This window comes from Agrococcus sp. Ld7 (genome assembly GCF_045064095.1).
In the GTDB taxonomy this organism is placed as follows: domain Bacteria; phylum Actinomycetota; class Actinomycetes; order Actinomycetales; family Microbacteriaceae; genus Agrococcus.
In genome coordinates this window covers 30,864-52,814 of the sequence record NZ_JBISGY010000009.1, presented here as the reverse complement: position 1 = coordinate 52,814, position 21,951 = coordinate 30,864, and the positions used below count along the sequence as shown (strand labels likewise).

General features: G+C 70.7%; 21 protein-coding genes. 10 read left to right on the top strand and 11 right to left on the bottom strand.

Going from position 1 to position 21,951, the window contains the following annotated elements:
- Positions 1-47: 47 nt before the first annotated feature.
- Positions 48-1,211: an aminoglycoside phosphotransferase family protein gene (locus ACJJVL_RS02470; protein ID WP_405216646.1), complete on the top strand. Its 1,164-nt coding sequence runs from the start codon at positions 48-50 to the stop codon at positions 1,209-1,211.
- 43 nt (positions 1,212-1,254) lie between these two features.
- Here ACJJVL_RS02470 and ACJJVL_RS02465 read toward each other — a convergent pair whose 3' ends face one another.
- From ACJJVL_RS02465 to ACJJVL_RS02445, 5 genes are all read right to left on the bottom strand, one after another.
- Positions 1,255-2,310, bottom strand: a complete 1,056-nt coding sequence (locus ACJJVL_RS02465; RefSeq protein ID WP_405216644.1) for an LLM class flavin-dependent oxidoreductase — start codon at positions 2,308-2,310, stop codon at positions 1,255-1,257.
- 126 nt (positions 2,311-2,436) lie between these two features.
- Positions 2,437-4,026: a cytochrome bc complex cytochrome b subunit gene (locus tag ACJJVL_RS02460; RefSeq protein ID WP_405216642.1), complete on the bottom strand. Its 1,590-nt coding sequence runs from the start codon at positions 4,024-4,026 to the stop codon at positions 2,437-2,439.
- Positions 4,023-5,135, bottom strand: a complete 1,113-nt coding sequence (locus tag ACJJVL_RS02455; RefSeq protein WP_405216640.1) for a Rieske 2Fe-2S domain-containing protein — start codon at positions 5,133-5,135, stop codon at positions 4,023-4,025. Before ACJJVL_RS02455 ends, ACJJVL_RS02460 begins: the two co-directional genes overlap by 4 nt.
- 30 nt (positions 5,136-5,165) lie before the next feature.
- On the bottom strand, positions 5,166-5,924 hold the full coding sequence (locus ACJJVL_RS02450) for a cytochrome c (protein ID WP_405216787.1): 759 nt from the start codon (positions 5,922-5,924) through the stop codon (positions 5,166-5,168).
- 68 nt (positions 5,925-5,992) lie between these two features.
- A complete protein-coding gene (locus ACJJVL_RS02445) occupies positions 5,993-6,640 on the bottom strand; it encodes a heme-copper oxidase subunit III (RefSeq protein ID WP_405216638.1) in 648 nt (215 codons plus the stop codon).
- A gap of 68 nt (positions 6,641-6,708) precedes the next feature.
- On the opposite strand from ACJJVL_RS02445, the gene trpD reads away from it, so the two are divergent.
- Together trpD and ACJJVL_RS02435 are read left to right on the top strand one after the other, a co-directional pair.
- A complete protein-coding gene (gene trpD / locus ACJJVL_RS02440; protein WP_405216636.1) occupies positions 6,709-7,773 on the top strand; it encodes an anthranilate phosphoribosyltransferase in 1,065 nt (354 codons plus the stop codon).
- Positions 7,740-8,714 carry a hypothetical protein gene (locus ACJJVL_RS02435; RefSeq protein ID WP_405216634.1) on the top strand — a complete coding sequence of 325 codons (975 nt, stop codon included), beginning with the start codon at positions 7,740-7,742 and terminating at the stop codon, positions 8,712-8,714. The genes trpD and ACJJVL_RS02435 overlap by 34 nt, the downstream gene beginning before the upstream one ends.
- A gap of 52 nt (positions 8,715-8,766) precedes the next feature.
- Here the strand turns inward: ACJJVL_RS02435 and glpK are convergent, their stop codons facing one another.
- Positions 8,767-10,278 (bottom strand): glycerol kinase GlpK, encoded by a 1,512-nt coding sequence (gene glpK / locus ACJJVL_RS02430; RefSeq protein WP_405216632.1) that lies wholly within the window; start codon positions 10,276-10,278, stop codon positions 8,767-8,769.
- Positions 10,279-10,370: 92 nt separating this feature from the next.
- Positions 10,371-11,141, bottom strand: a complete 771-nt coding sequence (locus tag ACJJVL_RS02425; RefSeq protein WP_405216785.1) for an MIP/aquaporin family protein — start codon at positions 11,139-11,141, stop codon at positions 10,371-10,373.
- A 219-nt stretch (positions 11,142-11,360) separates the two neighbouring features.
- Here ACJJVL_RS02425 and dhaK point away from each other — a divergent pair, with 219 nt between their 5' ends.
- Genes dhaK through dhaM form a run of 3 tightly spaced genes read left to right on the top strand, consistent with a single transcriptional unit; the run spans position 11,361 to position 13,668 of the window.
- Positions 11,361-12,365, top strand: a complete 1,005-nt coding sequence (dhaK, locus tag ACJJVL_RS02420) for a dihydroxyacetone kinase subunit DhaK (protein ID WP_405216630.1) — start codon at positions 11,361-11,363, stop codon at positions 12,363-12,365.
- Complete coding sequence (gene dhaL / locus ACJJVL_RS02415) at positions 12,362-12,985, top strand: dihydroxyacetone kinase subunit DhaL (RefSeq protein ID WP_405216628.1); 624 nt, start codon at positions 12,362-12,364, stop codon at positions 12,983-12,985. The genes dhaK and dhaL overlap by 4 nt, the downstream gene beginning before the upstream one ends.
- Positions 12,982-13,668, top strand: coding sequence for a dihydroxyacetone kinase phosphoryl donor subunit DhaM (dhaM, locus tag ACJJVL_RS02410; RefSeq protein WP_405216626.1), 687 nt, complete (start codon positions 12,982-12,984; stop codon positions 13,666-13,668). Before dhaL ends, dhaM begins: the two co-directional genes overlap by 4 nt.
- Before the next feature lie 43 nt (positions 13,669-13,711).
- Here the strand turns inward: dhaM and ACJJVL_RS02405 are convergent, their stop codons facing one another.
- Positions 13,712-14,002: a GNAT family N-acetyltransferase gene (locus ACJJVL_RS02405; protein ID WP_405216624.1), complete on the bottom strand. Its 291-nt coding sequence runs from the start codon at positions 14,000-14,002 to the stop codon at positions 13,712-13,714.
- A 31-nt stretch (positions 14,003-14,033) separates the two neighbouring features.
- Here ACJJVL_RS02405 and ACJJVL_RS02400 point away from each other — a divergent pair, with 31 nt between their 5' ends.
- Both ACJJVL_RS02400 and ACJJVL_RS02395 read left to right on the top strand, forming a co-directional pair.
- On the top strand, positions 14,034-14,957 hold the full coding sequence (locus ACJJVL_RS02400; protein ID WP_405216622.1) for a DMT family transporter: 924 nt from the start codon (positions 14,034-14,036) through the stop codon (positions 14,955-14,957).
- Between the two features lie 44 nt (positions 14,958-15,001).
- Complete coding sequence (locus tag ACJJVL_RS02395; protein ID WP_405216620.1) at positions 15,002-15,898, top strand: LysR substrate-binding domain-containing protein; 897 nt, start codon at positions 15,002-15,004, stop codon at positions 15,896-15,898.
- Here ACJJVL_RS02395 and ACJJVL_RS02390 read toward each other — a convergent pair.
- Positions 15,872-16,636, bottom strand: coding sequence for an aspartate/glutamate racemase family protein (locus ACJJVL_RS02390; RefSeq protein WP_405216618.1), 765 nt, complete (start codon positions 16,634-16,636; stop codon positions 15,872-15,874). The genes ACJJVL_RS02395 and ACJJVL_RS02390 overlap by 27 nt on opposite strands.
- 55 nt (positions 16,637-16,691) lie before the next feature.
- Positions 16,692-17,438 carry a lysoplasmalogenase family protein gene (locus ACJJVL_RS02385; RefSeq protein WP_405216616.1) on the bottom strand — a complete coding sequence of 249 codons (747 nt, stop codon included), beginning with the start codon at positions 17,436-17,438 and terminating at the stop codon, positions 16,692-16,694.
- 89 nt (positions 17,439-17,527) lie between these two features.
- Between ACJJVL_RS02385 and ACJJVL_RS02380 the strand changes: the two genes are divergently transcribed.
- Positions 17,528-18,682, top strand: coding sequence for an ATP-binding protein (locus ACJJVL_RS02380; protein WP_405216614.1), 1,155 nt, complete (start codon positions 17,528-17,530; stop codon positions 18,680-18,682).
- 193 nt (positions 18,683-18,875) lie between these two features.
- Positions 18,876-20,660, top strand: a complete 1,785-nt coding sequence (locus ACJJVL_RS02375; RefSeq protein WP_405216612.1) for a thiamine pyrophosphate-binding protein — start codon at positions 18,876-18,878, stop codon at positions 20,658-20,660.
- Positions 20,661-20,968: 308 nt separating this feature from the next.
- Here ACJJVL_RS02375 and ACJJVL_RS02370 read toward each other — a convergent pair whose 3' ends face one another.
- Positions 20,969-21,895 carry a hypothetical protein gene (locus tag ACJJVL_RS02370; protein ID WP_405216610.1) on the bottom strand — a complete coding sequence of 309 codons (927 nt, stop codon included), beginning with the start codon at positions 21,893-21,895 and terminating at the stop codon, positions 20,969-20,971.
- Positions 21,896-21,951 lie beyond the last annotated feature (56 nt).

Below are 21,951 nucleotides of genomic sequence, written 5' to 3'. Positions count from 1 at the left end.
ACGCGCGCCGTCGCCCGATCACGGTCCGGGGGTGTTGGATGGTGGCCATGCTCGACAACGCCGCTGCAGTGCTGACGCGCCTCCTGGCGGAGAGCGGGCGGGAGCTCGTGGACTTCACCCAGAAGGACGTCGAGCCGGTCAACGAAGGGTTCATCGTCGGCTATGCCTGCGGCGTCCGCACACAGCAGGACGAGATCGAGCGCGTGACGATCTACGTCAACACCTCGCCGACCGCGGTGACCGATGAGCACACCGTCGAGATGACGGATGCAGCCGGCGACCGCCTCACGGCATGGGTGTATCCGCAGGACCCCTCGCTGCCGTCGCTGCCCGCGGTCTCGTACCCGGAGGCGGCTGGCGTCGTGCTCTCGAAGTTCGGGATCTCGGCCGACGGCGCGAGCCTGCGCATGGAGTCGTACCGCCCCGGCAAGCGGGCCGTGCTGCGGGTCGACACCGGGACCGACAGCTGGTTCGCAAAGGTCGTCCACCCCTCGCTCGCCGCCACCATCCACGATCTGCACGAGCGGTTCCTGCACGCGGGCGTGCCCGTGCCGCGCTCGCTGGGATTCTCGGATGCCGGGCTCGTGCTGCTGGGCGCGCTGCCCGGGGTGCCCGCGATCGATGTCTTCGAGCGCGTCGACCGAGCGCGCTTCGCGCGCGGCCTCGACGAGCTGACGCGACACATCGCGAGCGTGCCGGTGACGGTGGGCGCGCGCGAGTCGCTCGCACGGCGAGTCGACTGGTACGCCGACCGGATGCAGGAGACGGCGCCGGTCTTCGCGCGACAGACCTCGAGGCTCGCGCGGGTGGTGCGCGAGCGCTATGCGGCCACCGCGGTGCCGCGGCCCGTCACGATCCACGGCGACCTGCACCTCGGTCAGATCTTTGTGAACGAGCACGACCCGTCGGCCATCACGGGCATCCTCGACATCGACACCGCGGGCCTCGGCGACCCGGCCGACGATCGCGGTGCCCTGTTCGGGCACGTGGTCGTCTCATCCATCGAGCGCGCCCCGTCCGTCGAGGCCGGCAGCGCGCTGGCGGCCTTCGCCGACGAGCTGCAGGCGGGCTGGCAGGGCGACCAGCGGGTGACGGCGATCGCCGCCACCCACCTGCTGGGCCACGCGCTGGCCAACGCCGGCCGCAATGACGATCGCGGTGCAGCCGCCGCGCAGCGGCTGCTCGAGCGCGCCGAGGCCGTGCTGGCCTGATGCCAGCCTGCCCTCCGGCGGGCGCGGAGCCCCGCGGCGGCCGTCAGGAGCCGAGCAGCGCCCGCACGCGCGGCACGACCTCCGAGCCGAACAGCTCGATCGACCGCAGGTTCTCCTCGTGCGAGGTGCCCGCGTCGTACTTCAGGTCGAAGCGCTCGACACCGAGCGTCTCGATCGCCCAGGCGATCTTCTGCGCCACCGTCTCGGGGCTACCGGCGAACAGCGCACCGTGCTCGGCGATCTGCGCGTCGAACTCGCGCTCGGTGGCCTCGCCCCAGCCGCGCTCTCGCCCGAGCCGATTGCGGAACCGCAGCCAATTCGGCAGCAGGATTCGCTTCGCCTCCTCGTCGGTCTCGGCGATGAACCCGGGGGAGTGCATGCCGACGCGGCCGAGCGGCATGCCGGCGTCGTCCACGTGGCCGAACTGCTCCATCGCCTTGCGATACAGACCGGCGAAGGGCGCGAACTGCGCGGGGGAGCCGCCGATGATCGCGAGCATCATGTCGAAGCCGTGCCTCGCGGTGCGGATGACCGACTCGGGTGAGCCGCCCACGCCGACCCAGACGGGCATCCGCCCGCCGTGCTCTGCTGCATGCGAGCGCGGGAAGACCTGCTGCTCGGCCAGCGGCGTGCGCAGTCGGCCCGACCACGTCACCGGCTCTTCGCGCACCAGTGCGGCCAGCAGCTCGAGCCGTTCCTCGAACAGGTCCTGGTAGTCCTCGAGCCGGTAGCCGAAGAGCGGGAACGACTCGACGAACGAGCCGCGGCCCACGATCATCTCTGCTCGGCCGCCGGAGATGCCGTCGATGGTCGAGAACTGCTCGAACACGCGCACCGGGTCGTTGGAGGAGAGCACGGTCACGGCGGTGCCGAGTCGGATGCGCTCGGTCACGGTGGCGAGCGCAGCCAGCAGGATCTCTGGCGCGCTGGCCGCGAAGTCCTCGCGGTGGTGCTCGCCGATGCCGAAGAACGACAGGCCCGCGCGCTCGGCGGCGATGCCCTCCGCGACGACGTCGCGCAGCACCTGCGCGTGGCTCTGCGGGCGGCCGTCGATCTGCGGGACCGCGGCGAACGTGTGGGCGCCGAACTCGATGCTCATGGTGTGTCCTCTCCGCTGCAACACAACGCACCGCGGTCGGCACTATTCCTTGCAATCTGAACGACCGGGACGCGAGGAGGGGCCCGGGCTGCCCCGGGCCCCTCCTCGCTGACGCGTCGGCCGCCGCTAGTGGTCGGCGTGCTTCGTCGCCTCGAGCTCGCCCCGCGTGACCGGCGCGATGCGGTCCTCGAAGAACCAGCGCGTGAGCGCTGCGCGAACCCTGGTGCCAGCGGTGATCTTGCCGTCGGCGTTGGGGCGCACCATCACGGGCTCGTAGCTCTCGAAGGCCTTGAGCTTCCATGACTGGTACTCGTCGAGCGACTCGTGCACCTCGATGTAGGCACCACCGGGGAGGCGGCGGATGTTGCCCGTCTCGTAGCCGTGCAGCAGGATGTCGCGATCCTTCTTCTGCAGGCCGATGGCGATGCGCTTCGCCAGCAGGTAGACGATCACCGTGCCGACGATCAGCAGCGCCTGCAGCGCCCAGGTCACCTGGAACACGTTCAGCCGGAAGTGCGTCGCGATCAGGTCGGACGAGGCGGCAGCCCACAGGATCGCGTAGAACCAGACGCCGGCGGAGCCGATCGCGGTGCGCGTCGGGTTGTTGCGCGGGCGCTCGGCGATGTGGTGCTCGCGCTTGTCGCCCGTGATCCACGCCTCGATGAAGGGATAGAACATCACGAGCACGATGAACGCGCCGAGCACCGCCATGGGCAGCAGGATGTTCCACGAGAGCGTGAGTCCGAAGATCTCGGATTCGAGCCCCGGCGCCAATCGCAGCGCGCCATCCGCGAACCCGATGTACCAGTCCGGCTGCGTGCCTGCGGAGACGGGGGAGGGATCGTACGGTCCGTACTCCCAGAGCGGCAGGATCGTGAAGGTGGAAGCGATCGCCACCAGCACGCCGAAGACGATGAAGAAGAACGAGCCGGCCTTCGCGGCGAACAGCGGCATGATCGGCGCGCCCACGACATTGTCGTTCGTGCGGCCGGGGCCGGCGAACTGGGTGTGCTTGTTGACGATCAGCAGCACCATGTGGACGCCGATGAACGCGATCACGAGCGCGGGCAGCAGCATGATGTGCAGCACGAACAGTCGCGGCACGATGTCGTCACCCGGGAAGATCCCGCCGAAGAGCAGGTACGAGATCCACGTGCCGATGATCGGGATGCCCTTGACCATGCCATTGATGATGGCGAGACCGTTGCCCGAGAGCAGGTCGTCGGGGAGCGAGTAGCCCGTGAAGCCCTCGGCCATCGCGAGGATGAAGAGCACGAAGCCGATCACCCAGTTGATCTCGCGCGGCTTGCGGAACGCGCCGGTGAAGAACACGCGCAGCATGTGCAGGCCGATCGCGGCGATGAACAGCAGCGCCGACCAGTGGTGCAGCTGCCGCATGAGCAGGCCGCCGCGGATGTCGAACGAGAGGTCGAGCGCCGAGGCGTACGCCGCCGACATCTCCAGGCCCCGCAGCGGCATGTACGAGCCGTCGTACTCGACCGCCGTCATGGAGGGCTCGAAGAAGAACGTCAGGAACGTGCCGGACAGCAGGATCGCGACGAACGAGTACAGGATGATCTCGCCGAGCATGAACGACCAGTGGTCCGGGAACACCTTGCGGCCCAGGGCCGCGACCATCGTCGACATGCTGGTGCGCTCGTCGAGGTAGTTCGATGCCTTCGACGTCAGCGAGGGCCTCGTGGTGGTGGAACTCATGTGCGGTTCTCCATCTCAACTCCCGACACCGGCACGTGCTCGGGGTCGACGTGATGCAAGCGCTCGAAGAAGGATGCGCCGACGGGCTCGGTGAAGTCGCGCTGCGCCACCAGGTAGCCTTCGTCGTCGACGGTGATGGGCAGCTGCGGCAGCGGCCGCTTGGCCGGACCGAAGATGACCTTCGCGTGCTCCGTCACGTCGAACGTCGACTGGTGGCAGGGGCACAGCAGGTGATGCGTCTGCTGCTCGTACAGAGCGACCGGGCAGCCGACGTGGGTGCAGATCTTCGAGTAGGCGACGATGCCGTCGTACGACCAGCCCTCGCGCCCCTCGGCCTCCTTGAGACGGTCGGTGGGCAGGCGCACGAGCAGCACGGCGGCGAGCGCCTTCTGGTCGAGGTAGCCCTCGTTGTGGCCGATGTCCTTGAGATCCTCCGGGATGACGTGGAAGACGGAGCCCATCGTGACTTCTGCGGCCTTGATGGGCACGCCCGTCGGGTCGAGCGCGAGGCGCATGCCGGGCTCCCACATGGTGTGCGAGATCGCCTCGACCGCGTCCTGCTCCGGCGCGAGGTCGCGGAACAGCACGACGGCAGGCAGCGGGAGGATCGCGACGGCGCCGATGAGGGTGTTGCGGATCAGCGAGCGACGCGTGAAGCCGGACTCCTCGTCGCCGAGCTGGAAGATCTCGACGGCACGCTCGCGCGTCGGCACCGAGCCGCGCGAGAGGTGGCGCTCCTCGACGACCTCGTGGCTGCTCATGAGCTGGCGGGCCCAGTGCATGCCACCGATGCCGATGCCGAGCAGCCCGAGCGCGATGCTGAGGCCGAGGAACAGGTTGTTCGCTCGCACGCTCTCGAGGTTGCCGATCTCGATCGGCACCGTCAGGTACGCGACGATCGCCAGCACCGAGCCGAGCACCGAGACCAGGAACCAGGCGACCACCTGGCGCTCTGCACGCCGCTCCTTGTGCGGGTGCAGATCGGTCTGGCGCGGGCGGTGCGGTGGCAGGCCCGGGTTCGAGAAGGCGTCCGACTGCTCCACGGCTGCGCCGCGGTCGTAGGGAGCAACCTCCTGATCGGGCTGGCCCGACCGGTCATCCGCCGACATGCTGTTCCTCTCCGTGTCCTGCGCCATGGCTCAGTTCGCTCTCGACGTGAGCCAGACCGTGATCGCGACGATGCCGCCGAGACCGAAGATCCAGATGAAGAGGCCCTCGGACACGGGGCCCAGATTGCCGAGGTCGAAGCCGCCGACCGACGGGTTGTCATCGAGGTACTCGAGGTACGCGATGATCTGCGTCTTCTGCTCCGGGGTGATGTTGTTGTCGTTGAAGACCGGCATGTTCTGCGGGCCCGTCAGCATCGCCTCGTAGATGTGCGCGGCGTCGATGTCCTGCAGGTGCGGCGCGAACTTGCCCTCGGTCAGGGCTCCGCCGGCACCGGCCACGTTGTGGCACATGGCGCAGTTGATGCGGAACAGCACACCGCCCTCGGCGAGCTCCTCGCCGGAGACATCCGCCGTGTCGAGCAGCTCCTCGGAGGGGCGCTCCGGGCCGGGAGCGAGCGTGGCGATCCAGTCGCCCATGGCGTCGGACTGCTCCTGCGTGAACTGCGGGTCGCGCTGCAGCGCCTGCGGGCCCGTGTAGGTCATCGGCATCCTGCCGGTCATGACCTGGAAGTCGACCGATGCGGCGCCGACGCCGATCAGGCTCGTGCCCTTGTCGGTGCCCTCGGCGTTCAGCCCGTGGCAGGAGGCGCAGTTCGCGCGGAAGAGCTCAGCGCCGTCCTCCACCGTCAGTGACTGCGCGTGCGCCGCACCGCCGGTGGGCTCAGCGTTCGCGACCGTGCTCACGGCGGCGGATGCGCCGCCCGCCGCGACCAGGCCGATGAGCAGCATCGCCGCGCTTGCGAGCGGATGCCGGCGTCCGGACTTCTTGCGTGTTGCCAACGTTATTCACCCAACCGTTACTTGAGCCAGTAGATGACGAGGTACAGGCCGATCCAGACCACGTCGACGAAGTGCCAGTAGTACGAGATCACGTGCGCGCTCGTCGCCTCCTTGCGACTGAAGCGCTTCACGGCGTACGCGCGCCCGATGACGAACAGGAACGCGAACAGGCCGCCGGAGACGTGCAGGCCGTGGAAGCCCGTGGTGAGGTAGAAGGCCGAGCCGTAGGAGTTCGACGACAGGGTGACTCCGTGGTGGATGAGCTCGAAGTACTCGAAGACCTGCAGGATGACGAAGATCGAGCCCATCGCGTAGGTCAGGTAGAACCACTCGATCATGCCCCACTTGGAGAACTCGAAGGCCCCGCCGCTCCTGCGCGACTGGTGGTGCTCGGCGGCGTTGGCGCCCGCCTGGCAGGTGAAGCTCGATGCCAGCAGGATCATCGTGTTGATGGTCGCGAAGATGACGTTCAGCTTCTCGGCCTCGGTGGCGAAGAGGTCGCCAGACATCGAGCGGAGCGTGAAGTAGATCGCGAACAGGCCGGCGAAGAACATGACCTCGCTGCCGAGCCAGACGATGGTGCCGACCGCAACGGTGTTCGGCCGCCTGATCAGCGGCGCCGAGGCTGGCGACATGGGAAGCGCAGTAGTGGACACGAGATCCATCCTAGTGACAGATCGGGCCCTGTTTTGGACCCGGAGGCCAGCGTGCCGCAAAAAGATAGGCTGGGGCCATGGATCGTCTGTTGACCTGGCCAGTCGTGCTCGAGACCCTGCTGGACGACGAGGACCTCGCGATCCGGCAGGCGGAGTGGGCGATGGCGGAGGTCGTCGCGGGCCGCGCATCCGAGGCCCAGATCGCCGGGTTCCTCATCGCCCTGCGCGCGAAGGGCGTGGTCGCCGAGGAGCTCGTGGGCTTCCGCGACGCGATCCTGGAGGTCGCGGTGCCGCTGCCGGGAGAGACCCGCGTGGTCGACATCGTCGGCACGGGCGGAGATCGGCAGCACACCGTCAACATCTCGACCATGGCGAGCATCGTCGTCGCCGCGACGGGCGTGCCGGTGCTCAAGCACGGCAACCGCGCCGTCTCCTCCTCGTCGGGTGCCTCGGATGTGCTCGACGCACTGCAGCTGGTGCCGGCCGACGAGGACCCCGCGCGCGTGCGGCAGATCCTCGAGCAGGCGGGCATCTCGTTCGCGTGGGCGACGCGCTTCCATCCGGGCTTCCGGCACGCGGGACCCGTCCGGGCGCAGCTCGGCGTGCCGACCGTGTTCAACTACCTCGGTCCGCTCGTCAATCCGGCGCGGCCGGAGGTCTCGCTGGTGGGTGCCGCCGACAAGCAGATCATCGAGCAGTACGTCGGCGTGTTCGCCACCCGCGGCGCGACCGCGCTCGTGGTGCGCGGCGAGGACGGGCTCGACGAGCTCACCACGACCGGGCACTCGGAGCTGTGGGAGGTGTCGCGCGGCGACATCGTCGAGCACGACATCGATCCCCGCGAGCTCGGCATCGCTCGTGCGTCGCTCGCCGACCTGCGCGGCGGCACCCCGGAGCACAACGCCGAGATCCTGCGGCGCACGCTCGCCGGCGAGTCCGGCGCGGTGCGCGACATCGTGCTGTTGAATGCGGCGGCCGCTCTGGTGGCCTGGCGCCTGGATGGCGATCCGAGGCAGAAGGATCGCCCCATGAAGGAGCGGATCGCCGAGGAGCTCACGGTCGCCGCCGAGGCGATCGACTCGGGCGCTGCCGTGCGCACGCTCGAGGCGTGGCGCAGGGCCGCGAGCCCGACGCCCGCGTGAGCGTCGTCGAGCAGCCCGGGGGCCAGCGGCAGTCCGGCTGGTCGCGCGAGGAGGTCTGGCAGGCCTGGCCGCTGCGCTGGGCCGACCGGGCTTCGCGATCGCTGCTGCTCATCGCGCTCGCGCTCGGCGGCCTGCTGGCCTCCTGGGGCCTGACCCTGCTCCTGCACCGACCGCCGTCCCTGACGCCGTCGCTCACGCTGCACGCCATCGGACTGCCGCTGCTGCTGCTCGCAGCCGTCGTCGCTCCGGCGTCCCGCGGCTACCGCATCGCAGCGGCGTACTGCATCGTGCTCTACGCCGCCGCGACGACGGTGATCGTCCTCATGCAGTCGACCACGCTGCTGCGTCCGACCACATACGGCGCCCTGAGCGCGGCTCAGCTCGTCGCCGGGGCGGCGCTCATCATCGCCTGGATGCTGGTGCGGATGCGACATCCGCTCACGATCATCACGGTGACCCTCGGCTATGCCGCGGCGGCCGCCGCCTACTACGCCCGCGCGTTCCCGTCGGTGCGCGAGGCCGTGGCCGGCAACCCCTGGGAGGAGGCGGCGACCGTCGCCGACGAGGTCGTCACTCGCGGCGTGATGCTGCTGCTGCTGCTGGGGCTCGTGCTGCTCGGCTGGTGGCTCGATGGCTGGATGCGTGCGCTCCTGCCGGTCGCCGACGTCGCGGAGCCGCACGCGTCCGGCCGCGCGTCGCGGACCGGGGAGCGACCCCGCCGGCGCTTCGCGGTCGCCGCGATGCTCGTGGGGCTCGACCTCGTCGCGATCGCCATCGCGATCTCTGCGAAGCAGCCCAATCCGCGCGGGCGCCTCGCGGCGGAGGACGACTGGTGGGCATCGATCGTGCTCGCCGTCTCGTCCGCTCGCATCGTCATGGTGATCGTCGCGATCGCCGCGGTCGCAGTCTGGGTCAGCGACCCGACGCAGCGCGCGACGTGAGGCGCACGGCAGAGGGGGGCGGCCGCAGCCGCCCCCCTCTGCCGTGCAGTCGTCAGTCGACGTCCTCGTCCACCCAGTCGAGCGTCTTCTGCACCGCCTTCTTCCAGTTGCGGTAGGTGCGGTCGCGCGCCTCCTGCTCCATCTGCGGCTCCCAGCGGCTGTCCTCCTGCCAGTTGTTCCGCAGCTCGTCGAGCGAGCCCCAGAACCCCACAGCGAGACCCGCGGCGTACGCCGCGCCGAGCGCTGTCGTCTCCGCCACGACCGGGCGGATCACCGGCACCCGCAGCAGGTCTGCCTGGAACTGCATCAGGGTGTCGTTGGCGATCATGCCGCCATCGACCTTCAGCTCCGTCAGGTCGACGCCGGAATCGGCGTTCACCGCGTCCACCACCTCAGCGGTCTGGAAGGCCGTGGCCTCCAGCGCCGCCCGAGCGATGTGGCCCTTGTTGACGAACCGCGTCATGCCCACGAGCGCGCCACGCGCATCCGAGCGCCAGTACGGTGCGAACAGACCGGAGAAGGCCGGCACGAAGTAGGCGCCGCCGTTGTCGTCGACCGTCTTCGCCAGGTCCTCGACCGCGGGGGCGTCCTTGATCAGGCCGAGGTTGTCGCGCAGCCACTGGATGAGCGAGCCCGTCACGGCGATCGATCCCTCGAGCGCGTAGTGGGTGGGTTCGTCGCCGATCTTGTAGCCGACGGTCGTGAGCAGCCCGTTCTTCGAGTGCACGATCTCGGTGCCCGTGTTGAAGATCAGGAAGTTGCCCGTGCCGTAGGTGTTCTTCGCCTCGCCCTTGTCGAAGGCGGCCTGCCCGAAGGTCGCGGCCTGCTGGTCGCCCAGGATGCCGGTGATGGGCGTCTCGCGCAGCAGCGAGTCGGTGGATGCGACGCCGAACTCGCCCGAGGAGGGCTTGATCTCGGGCAGCATCGACTTCGGCACGCCGAAGTCGTCCAGGATCGAGTCGTTCCACGTGGTCGTCTCGAGGTCCATGAAGAGCGTGCGCGAGGCGTTCGTCACGTCGGTGGCGTGCACGCCGCCGTTGACGCCACCGGTGAGGTTCCACAGCACCCAGGTGTCGGTGGTGCCGAAGAGCAGGTCGCCAGCCTCCGCGGCCTCGCGGGCACCGTCGACGTTCTCGAGGATCCAGACGATCTTCGTGCCGGAGAAGTAGGTCGCCAGCGGCAGGCCCACCTGCTGCTTGTAGCGGTCGGTGTCCCCGTCTGCCAGGCGGTCGACGATCTTCTGGGTGCGGGTGTCCTGCCAGACGATCGCGTTGTAGACCGGCTCGCCCGTGGTCTTGTTCCAGACCACGGCAGTCTCGCGCTGGTTCGTGATGCCGATGGCCTTCACGTTGTGGCGAGTGACGTTCGCCTTCGAGAGCGCCTGGCCGATGACCTCGCGGGTGTTGTTCCAGATCTCCTTCGGGTCGTGCTCGACCCAGCCGGCCTGCGGGAAGATCTGCTCGTGCTCGAGCTGGCCGCTCGAGACGATGCTGCCGGAGTGGTCGAAGAGGATGGCGCGAGTCGAGGTCGTGCCTTGGTCGATGGCGATGACGTAGTCGTTCACCGGAACTCCTTCGTTGGGTGATGGATGTGGTGTGCGGTGTGTGCGCAGGGATAAAGCAGAGGAGGGGATCCGCGGACCCCCTCCTCTCGTGATCAGGCCGCGACCAGCGTTGCGATCAGTACCGGGGCCGTGAGGCCCGCGATGACGCCGCCGATGATCGGACCGGCGACCGGGATCCAGGCGTAGCTCCAGTCGCTCGAGCCCTTGCCCTTGATGGGCAGGAAGGCGTGCGCGATGCGCGGGCCGAGGTCACGGGCCGGGTTGATGGCATAGCCCGTGGGGCCACCGAGCGAGGCACCGATGCCGACGACCAGCAGCGCGACCGGCAGCGCGCCGAGCGAGGCGAGGCCCGCGGGCACGCCGAGGTCAGCGTCGGCGCCCTGCGCGCCGAAGCCGATCACGACGAACACCAGCACGAAGGTGCCGATGATCTCGGTCGCGAGGTTCCAGCCGTTGTGGCGGATGCCGGGTCCCGTCGAGAAGGTGCCGAGCTTGGCGGCCGGGTCCTCTTCGAGGTCGAAGTGCTGCTTGTAGGCCAGCCAGCAGAGCACGGCACCGATCACGGCACCGATCATCTGACCGCCGAGGTACGCGGGCAGTGCCGCCCAGTTGTACTCGACGCCGGTCGCGAGATCCCTGGCCAACAGGCCGAAGGTGACCGCCGGGTTGATGTGGGCTCCCGAGTAGATCGAGACGATCACACCGGAGAAGACGGCGAGGCCCCATCCGAAGTTGATCATCAGGAAGCCGCCACCGAAGCCCTTGTTGCCCTTCAGCACGACGTTGGCCACCACGCCGCAGCCGAGGAGCACGAGCATCGCGGTGCCGACAAGTTCGGAGAGGAATACCAGACCGATGTTCAGATCCACAGGTCCCTGCTTTCTCGTTCCCGGACCTCATCGCCCGGACCACCCGCTCGGGCGATAGCCACACAGTAACCCCGGATCACAGCATCGTGTGACAGTGAGATGACACTTTCCTCAACTCGGATCGAGTTTCTCCCGAGCGGGGCGTAGCGTGGGCACAAGTCGGGCCAGCGGCGCTGGCACCCCGGCGATGGTTCCGCGCGAGAGAGGCCAACCGTGAAGAAGCTCATCAACGACCCAGCCAAGACCGTCGACGAAGGTGTCGCCGGGTTCGCCCTGGCCCACCCGGACCTCGTTCGGGTCGTCATCGACCCGCCGTTCGTGGTGGTGCGCGCGGATGCCCCCGTGCGCGGCAAGGTCGGGCTCGTCTCTGGCGGCGGGTCGGGCCACGAGCCGCTGCACGCCGGCTTCGTCGGCTACGGCATGCTCGACGCCGCGGTGCCCGGTGCGATGTTCACGTCGCCGACGCCCGACCCGATCCTGGAGGCGACCAAGCAGGTCGATGCGGGTGCGGGCGTGCTGCACATCGTGAAGAACTACACGGGCGACGTGCTGAACTTCGAGACCGCCGCCGATCTGGCGCTCGCCGAGGGCATCGAGGTGCAGTCGGTCATCGTCGATGACGACGTCGCGGTCAAGGACTCGCTCTACACCGCGGGGCGCCGCGGCGTCGCCGGCACGATGCTGGTGGAGAAACTCGCCGGCGCCTCGGCCGAGCGAGGCGACAGCCTCGACCAGGTCGCGGAGGTCGCACGTCGCGTGAACAGCCAGGTGCGCTCGATGGGGCTGGCGCTCGCGCCCTGCACCGTGCCCCACGCGGGCGAGCCGAGCTTCGAGCTCGCGGAGGACGAGATCGAGATCGGCATCGGCATCCACGGAGAGCCGGGCCGAGAGCGGATCGCGCTCGAGCCTGCCGACCAGCTCGTCGACCGCCTCATGGAGCCCATCCTCGAGGACCTGCCGTTCGCGGAGGACGACCGCGTGGTGCTGCTCGTCAACGGCATGGGGGGCACGCCGCAGTCCGAGCTCTACATCGTGTTCCGTCGCGCGGCCGAGGTGCTCGCGGAGCGCGGCATCACACTCGCCCGCTCGCTTGTGGGCTCGTACGTCACGAGCCTGGAGATGCAGGGCGTCTCGATCACGCTCCTCAAGGTCGACGACGAGCTGCTCGACCTCTATGACGCGCCGGTCGAAACGGCGGCGCTGCGGTGGGGCCGGTGAACGGGCTCGACGGCGCCTGGACGCGACGCTGGATCGAGGCCATCGCGGCTCGGGTGGCCGCACGGAAGAGCGAGCTGACGGCGCTCGATCGCGCGATCGGCGACGGCGACCACGGCGAGAACCTGGATCGGGGCTTCCAGGCGGTGCTGGGCAAGCTCGACTCGCTCGACGGCGAGCCGACCCCCGGCGCCGTGCTGAAGCTCGTCGCGACCACGCTCATCTCGACCGTCGGCGGTGCTGCGGGACCGCTCTACGGCACCGCGTTCCTGAAGGGCGCCATGGCCGCCGGTGATCGCGAGCAGCTCGACGCCGCCGCGCTCGTCGAGGTGCTCGGGGCGGCGCGCGACGGCATCGTCGCCCGCGGCAAGGCCGAGCCGAACGACAAGACGATGGTGGATGCCTGGACGCCCGCGGTCGATGCCGCAGCCGGTGCCGGCGACGACGTGCGCGCCGTGCTCGAGGCCGCCGCGTCGGCAGCTGCCGACGGAGCCATCGCAACCGAGCCGCTGGTCGCGCACAAGGGCAGGGCCTCCTACCTGGGGGAGCGCGCCGTGGGTCACCGAGACCCGGGCGCGGAGTCGTCCGCGCTGATGCTCCGCGCGGCGGCGGACACCCCGTGACCGTCGGGCTCGTGATCGTCTCGCACTCCGCCAAGATCGCCGACGGCGTCGTCGAGCTCGCCGCGCAGATGGCTCCGTCGGTGGCGATCGTGGCCGCCGGCGGCACCGACGACGGGGGCATCGGCACCAGCTTCGACCGGGTGCAGGCGGCCTTCACGGCCGCCGAGGGCGGGTCGGGCATCGTCGTGCTGTGCGACCTCGGCTCCGCCGTGCTGACGGCGGAGACGGCGCTCGACTTCGCCGAGCAGAGCGACCGGATCAGGATCGCGGATGCGCCGATCGTCGAGGGTGCGGTGGCGGCATCCGTCGCGGCAGAGTCGGGAGCGAGCCTCGCAGAGGTGCTCGCCGCCGCAGAGGAGCAGGCGCCGTCGGCCGCCCCCGCTGCGCACCCTCCCGCCGGGGATGCAGCGGCAGAGGCCCCCGCCGCCGACGCCGTGGTGCTCGAGATCGAGCTGCAGAACGAGCACGGGCTGCACGCGCGGCCGGCTGCGGAGCTCGTTCGCGCCGCGAGCGGCTACGACGCGCGCGTCACCGTCAACGGCGTGGACGCGAAGAGCATGCTCCGAGTGCTCGGCCTCGGCCTTGGCAAGGGCGACACGGTGCGCTTCGAGGCCACGGGCGCGCAGGCCGCCGAGGCGCTCGGCGCGATCGACGCGCTGGCCGCGGACGGCTTCGGGGAGTAGCCCCCGGCGTCTCCGGCGCCGCGATCGTCCTCCGCCGCTGCGCTCAGCGCTCGACGTGCGCCGCGAACTCGTCCGCGGCGCTGCGGGCGACGACGAAGGAGCAGATCGGCTTGATCCGCATGCCATCGGCGATGGTCGCGCGCAGCGCAGCGTCGACCAGCTTCGACCCGACGCCGCGACCGCCGAAGGAGGGGTCGACCTCGGTGTGCGTGAAGGACCGCACCCCGTCGCGGTCGCGGTAGTCGGCCAGCCCGGCCCGCGCTCCATCGATGTGCGCCTCGAAGCGGCTGGACTCGGTGTTGTCGACGATCTCGATCTGCTGCTCGTTGGTCATGCGCCCCACCGTAGCCGCCTAGGCTGATGCGGTGGCAGACGCGCAGACCTCCCGTCTGGCGACCCTGCTGCTGGTCGGACTCACGATCGTGTGGGGTTCGACGTTCTTCCTCATCAAGGATCTGGTCGAGCACGTGCCGTCGCTCGACTTCCTCGGCGTGCGGTTCCTGCTTGCGGCCGCCGTCATGACCCTGATCGCCTGGCGTCGGATCATCCGTCTCGGGCGAGCGCTGTTCCTGCGCTCCGCCGTACTCGGCGTGCTCTACACCGCCGCGCAGATCCTGCAGACCGTCGGCCTCGAGACCACTCCCGCATCGGTGAGCGGGTTCCTCACCGGCGTCTACGTCGTGCTCACGCCGCTGATCGCGTCGCTGGCGTTCCGGCAGCGCATCGGGCGAAGCACCTGGATCGCGGTGGCTGTCGCCGCCGCCGGGCTCATCGTGCTCACGCTCACCGGCATCTCCTTTGGGCTCGGGGAGGCGCTCACGCTCGGCGGCGCGCTGGCGTACGCGCTCCACATCATCGCGACGGCCCGCTGGGCCAGGGTCGAGCACGCGCTCGGCATCTCGGTCGTGCAGCTGTGGGTGATCGGGATCATCTGCATCGCCGGCGGCGCGCCCGACGGCATCACGCTGCCCGCCAGCGGCGACCAGTGGGCGTCGATGCTCTACATGGTGGTGTTCGCCTCGATCGCCGCGATGTGGGTGCAGACCTGGGCACAGGCGCACATCAGCGCGACGCGCGCGGCCGTCATCATGACGGCGGAGCCGGTGTGGGCGACGGCCTTCGCCGTGGCGTTCGGGGGCGAGGGCCTCACGTGGCGGCTCGTGATCGGCGGCGGCATGATCCTGGGCGCGATGTACGCGGTCGAGCTGGTCGCTGCGCGTCGCCCGGCGCGGCGCGACGAGCCACCGACGGGAGCGATCGACGCGCCCGTGCGCCTTGCGGGCGAGTGACCGCGACGTGGCCGTACGACGCGCGGGTGCGGCATGCTTGACGCATGCAGCTTGATCCGCGACGCATCCTGATCTTCCGCACGGTCGCTCGCGAGGGCTCCGTCTCCGGTGGCGCCAGAGCGCTCGGCTGGACGCAGCCTGCTGTCAGCCAGCACATCCGCCTGCTTGAGGAGGAGGTGGGGCAGGCGCTGCTGCTGCGCTCGTCCACAGGGGTCACGCTCACGGAGGCGGGGGAGCGGCTGCTGCGGCATGCAGACGGCATCGCGGGACTGCTGGGCTCTGCAGAGGCCGAGCTCGCCTCGCTCGCCGAGGGCGCAGGCAGCGTCACGATCGCCGCGTTCCCCTCCGCGCTCGCCGACTTCGTCCCGCGTGCGATCGCGGCGGCGGGCCTCGCCGTGCCGAAGCTCCGCGCTCGCGTGATCGAGCTCGAGCCGCCCGAGGCGATCGAGGCGGTGCTGGCCGGCGACGCCGACATCGCGGTGGTGTTCGAGTACGACGAGTTCCACGATGAGGTGCAGCTCGCTCGCGTCGAGCTGGGGGTCGACGCCTCGCGCCTGGTGCTCCCCACCGGGCATCCGCTCGCCACGGGTGATGCGGTCGCGCTCGAGGCGCTTGCGGGCGACGACTGGGTCGGCGGGTGCCCGCGCTGTCGCGCCCACCTCGAGACACTCGCCGCGAACGCCGGCTTCATGCCGACCATCCAGTTCGAGACCGACGACTTCGTCGCCGCGCAGGCTTTCGTCTCGGCGACGGGATCGGTGACGCTGCTGCCGGAGATGGCGCTGCGCGTGCTCACGCGCGATGACGTCGTGGTGGCCCCGCTCGCCAGGAGCACGGGGCGCACCGTCTCGCTGCGCTACCGCAGCGGCGCAGAGCGCGTGCCGGCGGTCAGCACCGTGCTCGACGCGATGCGGTCACTGTGGACTGAGTCGACCGACTGACGCGGCGCCCGCAGGCGCGAGGCCGTCCGCGGGCAGCTCTCCGAGCGCGATGCGCGAGAGGGCGCCAGCGTGCGCCTCACAGGAATCGATCAGCGGCACCGCGGCATCCGACGCGTCCACCAGCAGCATGATCTCGGTGCAGGCCAGCACGATCGCCTCGGCGCCGTCGGCGACGAGTGCGGCGAACGCCTCACGGAAGACCGCACGCGCGGCATCGGTCGTGACGCCCTGCGTGAGCTCGTCGAAGACGATGCGATCCAGCTCGGACTGCACCTGCGCCGCGGGCACGACGGTGCCGATGCCGTGCGCGGCGAGGCGATCGGCGTAGAAGTGCTCCGCCATCACCCACTGCGCGCCGACGATGCCGAGCGTGCGGGCCCCCGAGCGCGTGGCAGCATCCGCCACGGCATCCGCGATGTGCACGAGCGGCACCCCGATGCTCGCCTCTACGGCGGGCGCGACCTTGTGCATGAGGTTCGTGGCGATCGCGATCGATGCGGCACCGGCACGCTCGAGCGCGACCGCCTCGCGGGCGAGGATGGCTCCGGCACGATCCCAGTCCTCGCGCAGCTGGCACTCGCGAATCTCGGCGAAGTCGAGGCTGGAGAGCAGCATGCGGGCCGAGGCGTGTCCGCCGCGCTCGGCGGCGACGCGCTCGTTGACCGCGCGGTAGTACTCGATCGTCAAGTGCCAGCTCATGCCGCCGAGGATGCCGATGGGACCGGGAAGCTGTTGCATGCTTCGATCTCACCAGAGGACTGGGTAGAAGTCCAGCCTGTGTCACTGATGAATGCTATTCGGTGCGGTAATACCCGGAGGTCGTGCGCACCGGTGCGGCGGCGCTGCGAAGAGCGAAGTGCGGCCCGGAGAGCCGCAACCGCTGCTGCAGGCTGATGGCGAGCAGCATCTGGGCGCCGAGGTACGGCACCAGCACCGCGAACGTGCGCAGTGGATCGGGGATCTCGAGCACGAACAGGCCGAGGCCGAGTACGAGGTCGGTGAGCATGACCAGCAGTCCGCCCAGCAGACCGGGCGTATCGATGGCAGCGAAGGCTGCCATCGCCGCGAGCACGACGGCGAACAGGAGCACCGGGATGGCGAGCGGTCCGGCGTTCGCTGCCGTGATGCCGCCTGCCAGCAGCGCCACAAACGCGTAGCCGGCGACGGCCGGGCTCCAGGCGAGCGAGCGCCTCCTGGTGGGCCACAGCGACGCGATGAAGGCGAGATGGCCGAGCATGAACGCCGACAGCAGCACCACGGTGATGCCGCTGGTCGAACCGGCGCCGTCACCCAGCCAGCACAGCGCCACGGCGGCGACGTGCCACCGCCCCGCCGCATGGCGCAGCGCACCCACCCGGATGAGTGCGAGGGCGATCGGCGGCATCAGCAGCCACATCAGCACGGTGCGCGCGAGGTTGAGCGCGCCGGCATCCCCGATGCCCAGCCCGATCAGCACGGCGGCCAGCAGATTGAGCGCGAGCATGGCTGCGGAGATCGCGAATCCCGCGCGCAGGGCTCGGGGCAGCGACGACGCGGGCATGCAGCCATCGTTCCACGGCTCGGGCCGGATGTGCGCACGCGGCTGCGGTGTCGTGCGCTGCCGTGGGCGGGCAGTGGCAGAGTGGGCGCGTGCACGACAACCCCTTCAGACCGGGATTCGGGATCTCGCCGCCCACGCTCGCCGGGCGCGACGCGCTGCTGGACGAGTGGCGAGAGGTCTTCGGCCTGGGCGCCTGGTCGCCATTCCGCGCCGCGCTGGTGACGGGCATGCGCGGCGTCGGCAAGACGGTGCTGCTCAACGCCATCGAGGATGCGGCGCTCGCCCACGAGTGGACGGTCGTGCACGGCACGCTGCACGCGAGCCTCATCGATGGCCTCGAGCACGATCGGCTGCCCGCCATGCTCGCCGAGCAGGATGCGGCAGCGGTCACGCGCGACCTCACGGGCGTCACGGTGGCGCAGCTCGGCGGGCTCCAGACGGCGGTGAAGGCGCAGTACGAGCGCGAGCCACGGCTGGAGAGCATGCTGGGGCGGCTCGTGGAGCTCGCAGAGGCACGCGGCACCGGCGTGCTGGTCTCGCTCGACGAGGTCGCCAAGGAATCGCTCGAGCAGCTGCGGCGCATCGCGATCGCGGTGCAGCACCTGCAGCGCGAGGATCGTCGCATCGCGATCGTCGCGGCAGGGGTGCCCGCGTCGATCGCCGCCGCGCTCGATGCCGACGGCCTCACGTTCTTCCGGCGCGCGCAGCAGGTGCGGCTCGACACGCTCACGCTCCCCGAGACCCGGGTCGCGCTCGCGGAGCCGATCCGCGGCCGGGGGCGCGCCATCGGCGACGAGGCGCTCGAACGCGCTGCGCGCGCGAGCGAGGGCTACCCCTATCTCGTGCAGTCGATCGGCGCTCGCGCATGGGAGTACACCCCGAGCACGCGCGAGATCACGACGGATGCGGTGCAGCACGCCGTGGAGGTCGCGCACGCTGCGATGGGGGAGAGCGTCATCGTCCCGGCGCTGCGGGGCCTCTCGAGCAGGGATCGCGACTACCTACTGGCCATGGCGGAGGACGACGGGCCGGCGTCGACGGCAGAGGTCGCCTCGCGGATGGGCGCGATCCCCGGCAATGCCGCGCGGCAGCGCTCGCGGCTGCTCGACGGCGGCATCATCGTCGCTCCAGAGCGCGGCAAGGTCGACTTCGCCATCCCGCGCATGCGAGAGCACCTGCGCGCGCATCCGCACGACGCGCAGCTGGGCCTGCCGACGCGGGCGCGCGAGACCTTCCGCGACTGACGGTGGTCCGCGTCTCTTCAACTCGCGCGGACGCATTCGCTATCGTTGACCGGTCAGGCGTCCATCGACGCCGGTCTCGACAAATGGGACCACGCGCTGCCGCGCGCGACACACATGGACCCCATCGACGAGGTTCCGTGCCGTGTCGCAGCAGCCTGCGCCGCCGAGCCTCCCTCTCTTCCCGGAGTGCCCCATGTCTGACGCTTCCCTCTCGCACGCAGCGATGCCCGATGCCGCGCTGGTCGACCCCGCCATGTCTGACGCGGCCCTGACCGGGGCGCGCACGCCCGGCGGGGGCCCGGCCAGCGAGCCGTCGACCGTCTCCGCCGCCATCGCCGCAGAGCTCGAGCAGCACGCGAGCGACGTCTTCTCGCTCATGGGCAACGGCAACGCCTGGTTCCTGCATGCCGTGGTGCGCCGCGGCGTCATGCGGCTGACCTCCGTGCGGCACGAGACCGCGACGGTCGCGGCCGCGGATGCGTTCTACCGTGCGACCGGCCGCCTCGCGATCGCCTCCACCACGTATGGCCCGGGCTATACCAACGCGCTGACCTCCCTGGCGGAGGCGGCGCAGGCGCGCATCCCGCTGCTGCTCGTGGTGGGCGACCAGCCGACGGCGGGAGCGCGCCCGTGGGACATCGATCAGGCGGCGGTCGCGACCGCGGTCGGCGCACGCACGATCGTGGTCGGTCGCGACGACGCTCGCGTGGCTGCCCGCCGCGCGGTCGAGCTCGCACTGACGGACCGCAGGCCGGTCGTGCTGGCGATCCCGTACGACATCGGCCACGCGATGCTGGAGGGCGACGGCGAGCGCGACGAGGCGCTGCCCCTGCCCAGCGCGCCGGCCCCGCGCATCGACGATGCGCAGATCGCGAGGGTCACCGAGGCGCTGCGCGGCGCCGAGCGCCCGCTGCTCATCGCCGGCCGCGGCGCACACCTCGCGGGAGCGTCCGCGGCACTGCGTGCGCTTGCGGCCCGGTTGGGCGCCCGCACGGCATCGAGCGCGCTGGGCAGCGGCATCTTCGTGCCCGACGCGCGCCACCTGGGCATCACCGGCGGGTTCGCGTCCGAGCGGGCGGCGACCGCGATCGAGCGCGCGGATGTCGTGCTGGTGGTCGGTGCGGGCCTGAACCAGTTTCAGACCCGGTTCGGCGACGCCTTCGATCCGGCGGCGCGAGTCGTGCAGGTCGACCTCGAGCCGGCCGCGACCAACCCGCGCGTCGACCAGCTCGTCCGTGGCGACGCGCGGCTCGTGGCCGAGGCGCTGCTCGCCGCGATCGGCGATGGCGCAGGCGACGCTGACGCGGCGTGGGACCGCGCCGGCTACGGCGACGTGACGGGCATCCACTTCGAGCGCGAGCCCGGCGATCGCGCCGCGGCGGACGGCCGGCTCGATCCGCGCAGCCTCTTCCACGCGCTGGAGCGCATGCTGCCGGCCGACCGGCTGATCGTGCAGGACGGCGGCCACTTCATCGGCTGGGGACCCACGCACCTGTCGGTAGCCGACCCCTCCAGGCTGCTCATGGTCGGCACCGCGTTCCAGACGATCGGCCTCGGGCTGCCGAGCGCCGTCGGTGCAGCCGTCGCGATGCCCGAGACGACCCTCGTGCTCATCTCCGGCGACGGCGGAGCGCTCATGGGACTCGCCGACCTGGACAGCGTGCTGCGCACCGTGCGCCACGGCGTCATCGTGCTGGTGAACGACGCGGCCTACGGCGCGGAGGTGCACCAGTACGCCGTTCGCGGGGTCGCCGAGGAGCCGATGCTCATCGAGCAGATCGACTTCGCCGCGATCGCGCGCGGCATGGGGGCATCCGCTGCCGTGATCGAATCGCTCGACGACCTGCAGCTGCTCGAGGCGTGGCTCGCCTCCGGTGCGGACGGCGTCTTCGTCGCCGACTGCCGCGTGAGCCAGCAGGTCGTCGCGCCCTACATGGTAGAGATCCGCGAGGCCGCGATGCGCGCTGCCGCGCGCTGAGCGCCCGCCTGCGCCGCCGGCGCCTGCTGCGGCCCGCTCCCGCGCCGCCGCGCCCCGCACCGCCGCGCCGCCGCACCGCCGCGCCGCCGCACCGCCGCGCCGCCGCGCCGCCGCGCCGAGCGACGCGTGTCAGGTTGTTGCTCCTTCGAGGCCTGAGAAGTGCAACAACCCGACTCGGGCGCGGGATGCCGCGGCGGGGGCGCCGGGCTGTGGCGCACGGCCGGGTGCGGGCGGGTTGCGGCGTGCGGGCGCGCGGCGGCGTGCATGCGGGTTGCGGAGTGCCGGCGGGCGGCCAGGGCGACCGTGCATCACGGCGTCCGGCGGCGGAGCACTGCCGCGAGATCGGCCAGCCACCGGTCGGGCGTAGGCACGAAGTCGCGATTCGTCGCCCGCACGACGTGCAGGCCGATGCGCTCGAAGTCGCGATACTTCTGGATGTCGCGATCCCACTGCTCCTTCGACCGATGCCCTTCGCCCTCGTACTCCTCGACGACGCGCGCGGCGCGATGGAGCAGGTCAGCGCGCCCGAGCCGCCGTCCGGTCTCGGGGTCGAACACCTCGATCTGCACCTCCGGTTCCGGTAGCCCGGCATCCGTGATGAACAGGCGCATGTCCGTCTCGCGCGGCGACTCGACCCGAGTGCGGATGCGCGGCAGCGACTCGCGCAGCGTCGCGGCTCCCGGTCTGCCGTCCCATCGATCGACCATGGCACGGAGCGCCTCGGGCGTCGCGAGCGGCGCGGGCAGGCGTCGCTCGGGGTAGTTGTCGGCGGTGGTGACGATCGCGTCGCCGATCCTCACAAGCTCGTGCACGGTGCAGCGCTTCCCCATCAGCGCGAACGCGAGCGCCGGGGACACCACGCGAACGCCCTCCGCGTCGCAGGTCTCGGCCAGGGAGCCGAGGATCCGCTCGACGCGCACGCCCTCACGGTTCGGGTGGCCTCGGCCCTTGAGGGAGAGGACCTCCACCGTCGCGCCACGCGATAGCCGCCACGGGACCGGCAGTCCGAGCAGGGCCAGCGCCGAGATGCCGCCGATGCACTGCCATGGCCGCAGCAGTGGCGCGAACGCCACGGCGCGATCGACCAGGGTCTCGGGTCGCTTGAGCGTGCGGATGCCGCGGAACGGCGCCACGAACGACGCGCCGCGCAGCTTGCCGGGCGTGAGCCCGTGCTCGAGCCCCGCGCGGAAGCTGAACCCGGCGCCTGGCAGCGCTTCCGGCAGATCGTCGACCACGCGGGCAACTTGGCACAGCGGCCGCGCCGGCGGTCGCCGCTCTCCACAGCGACCGC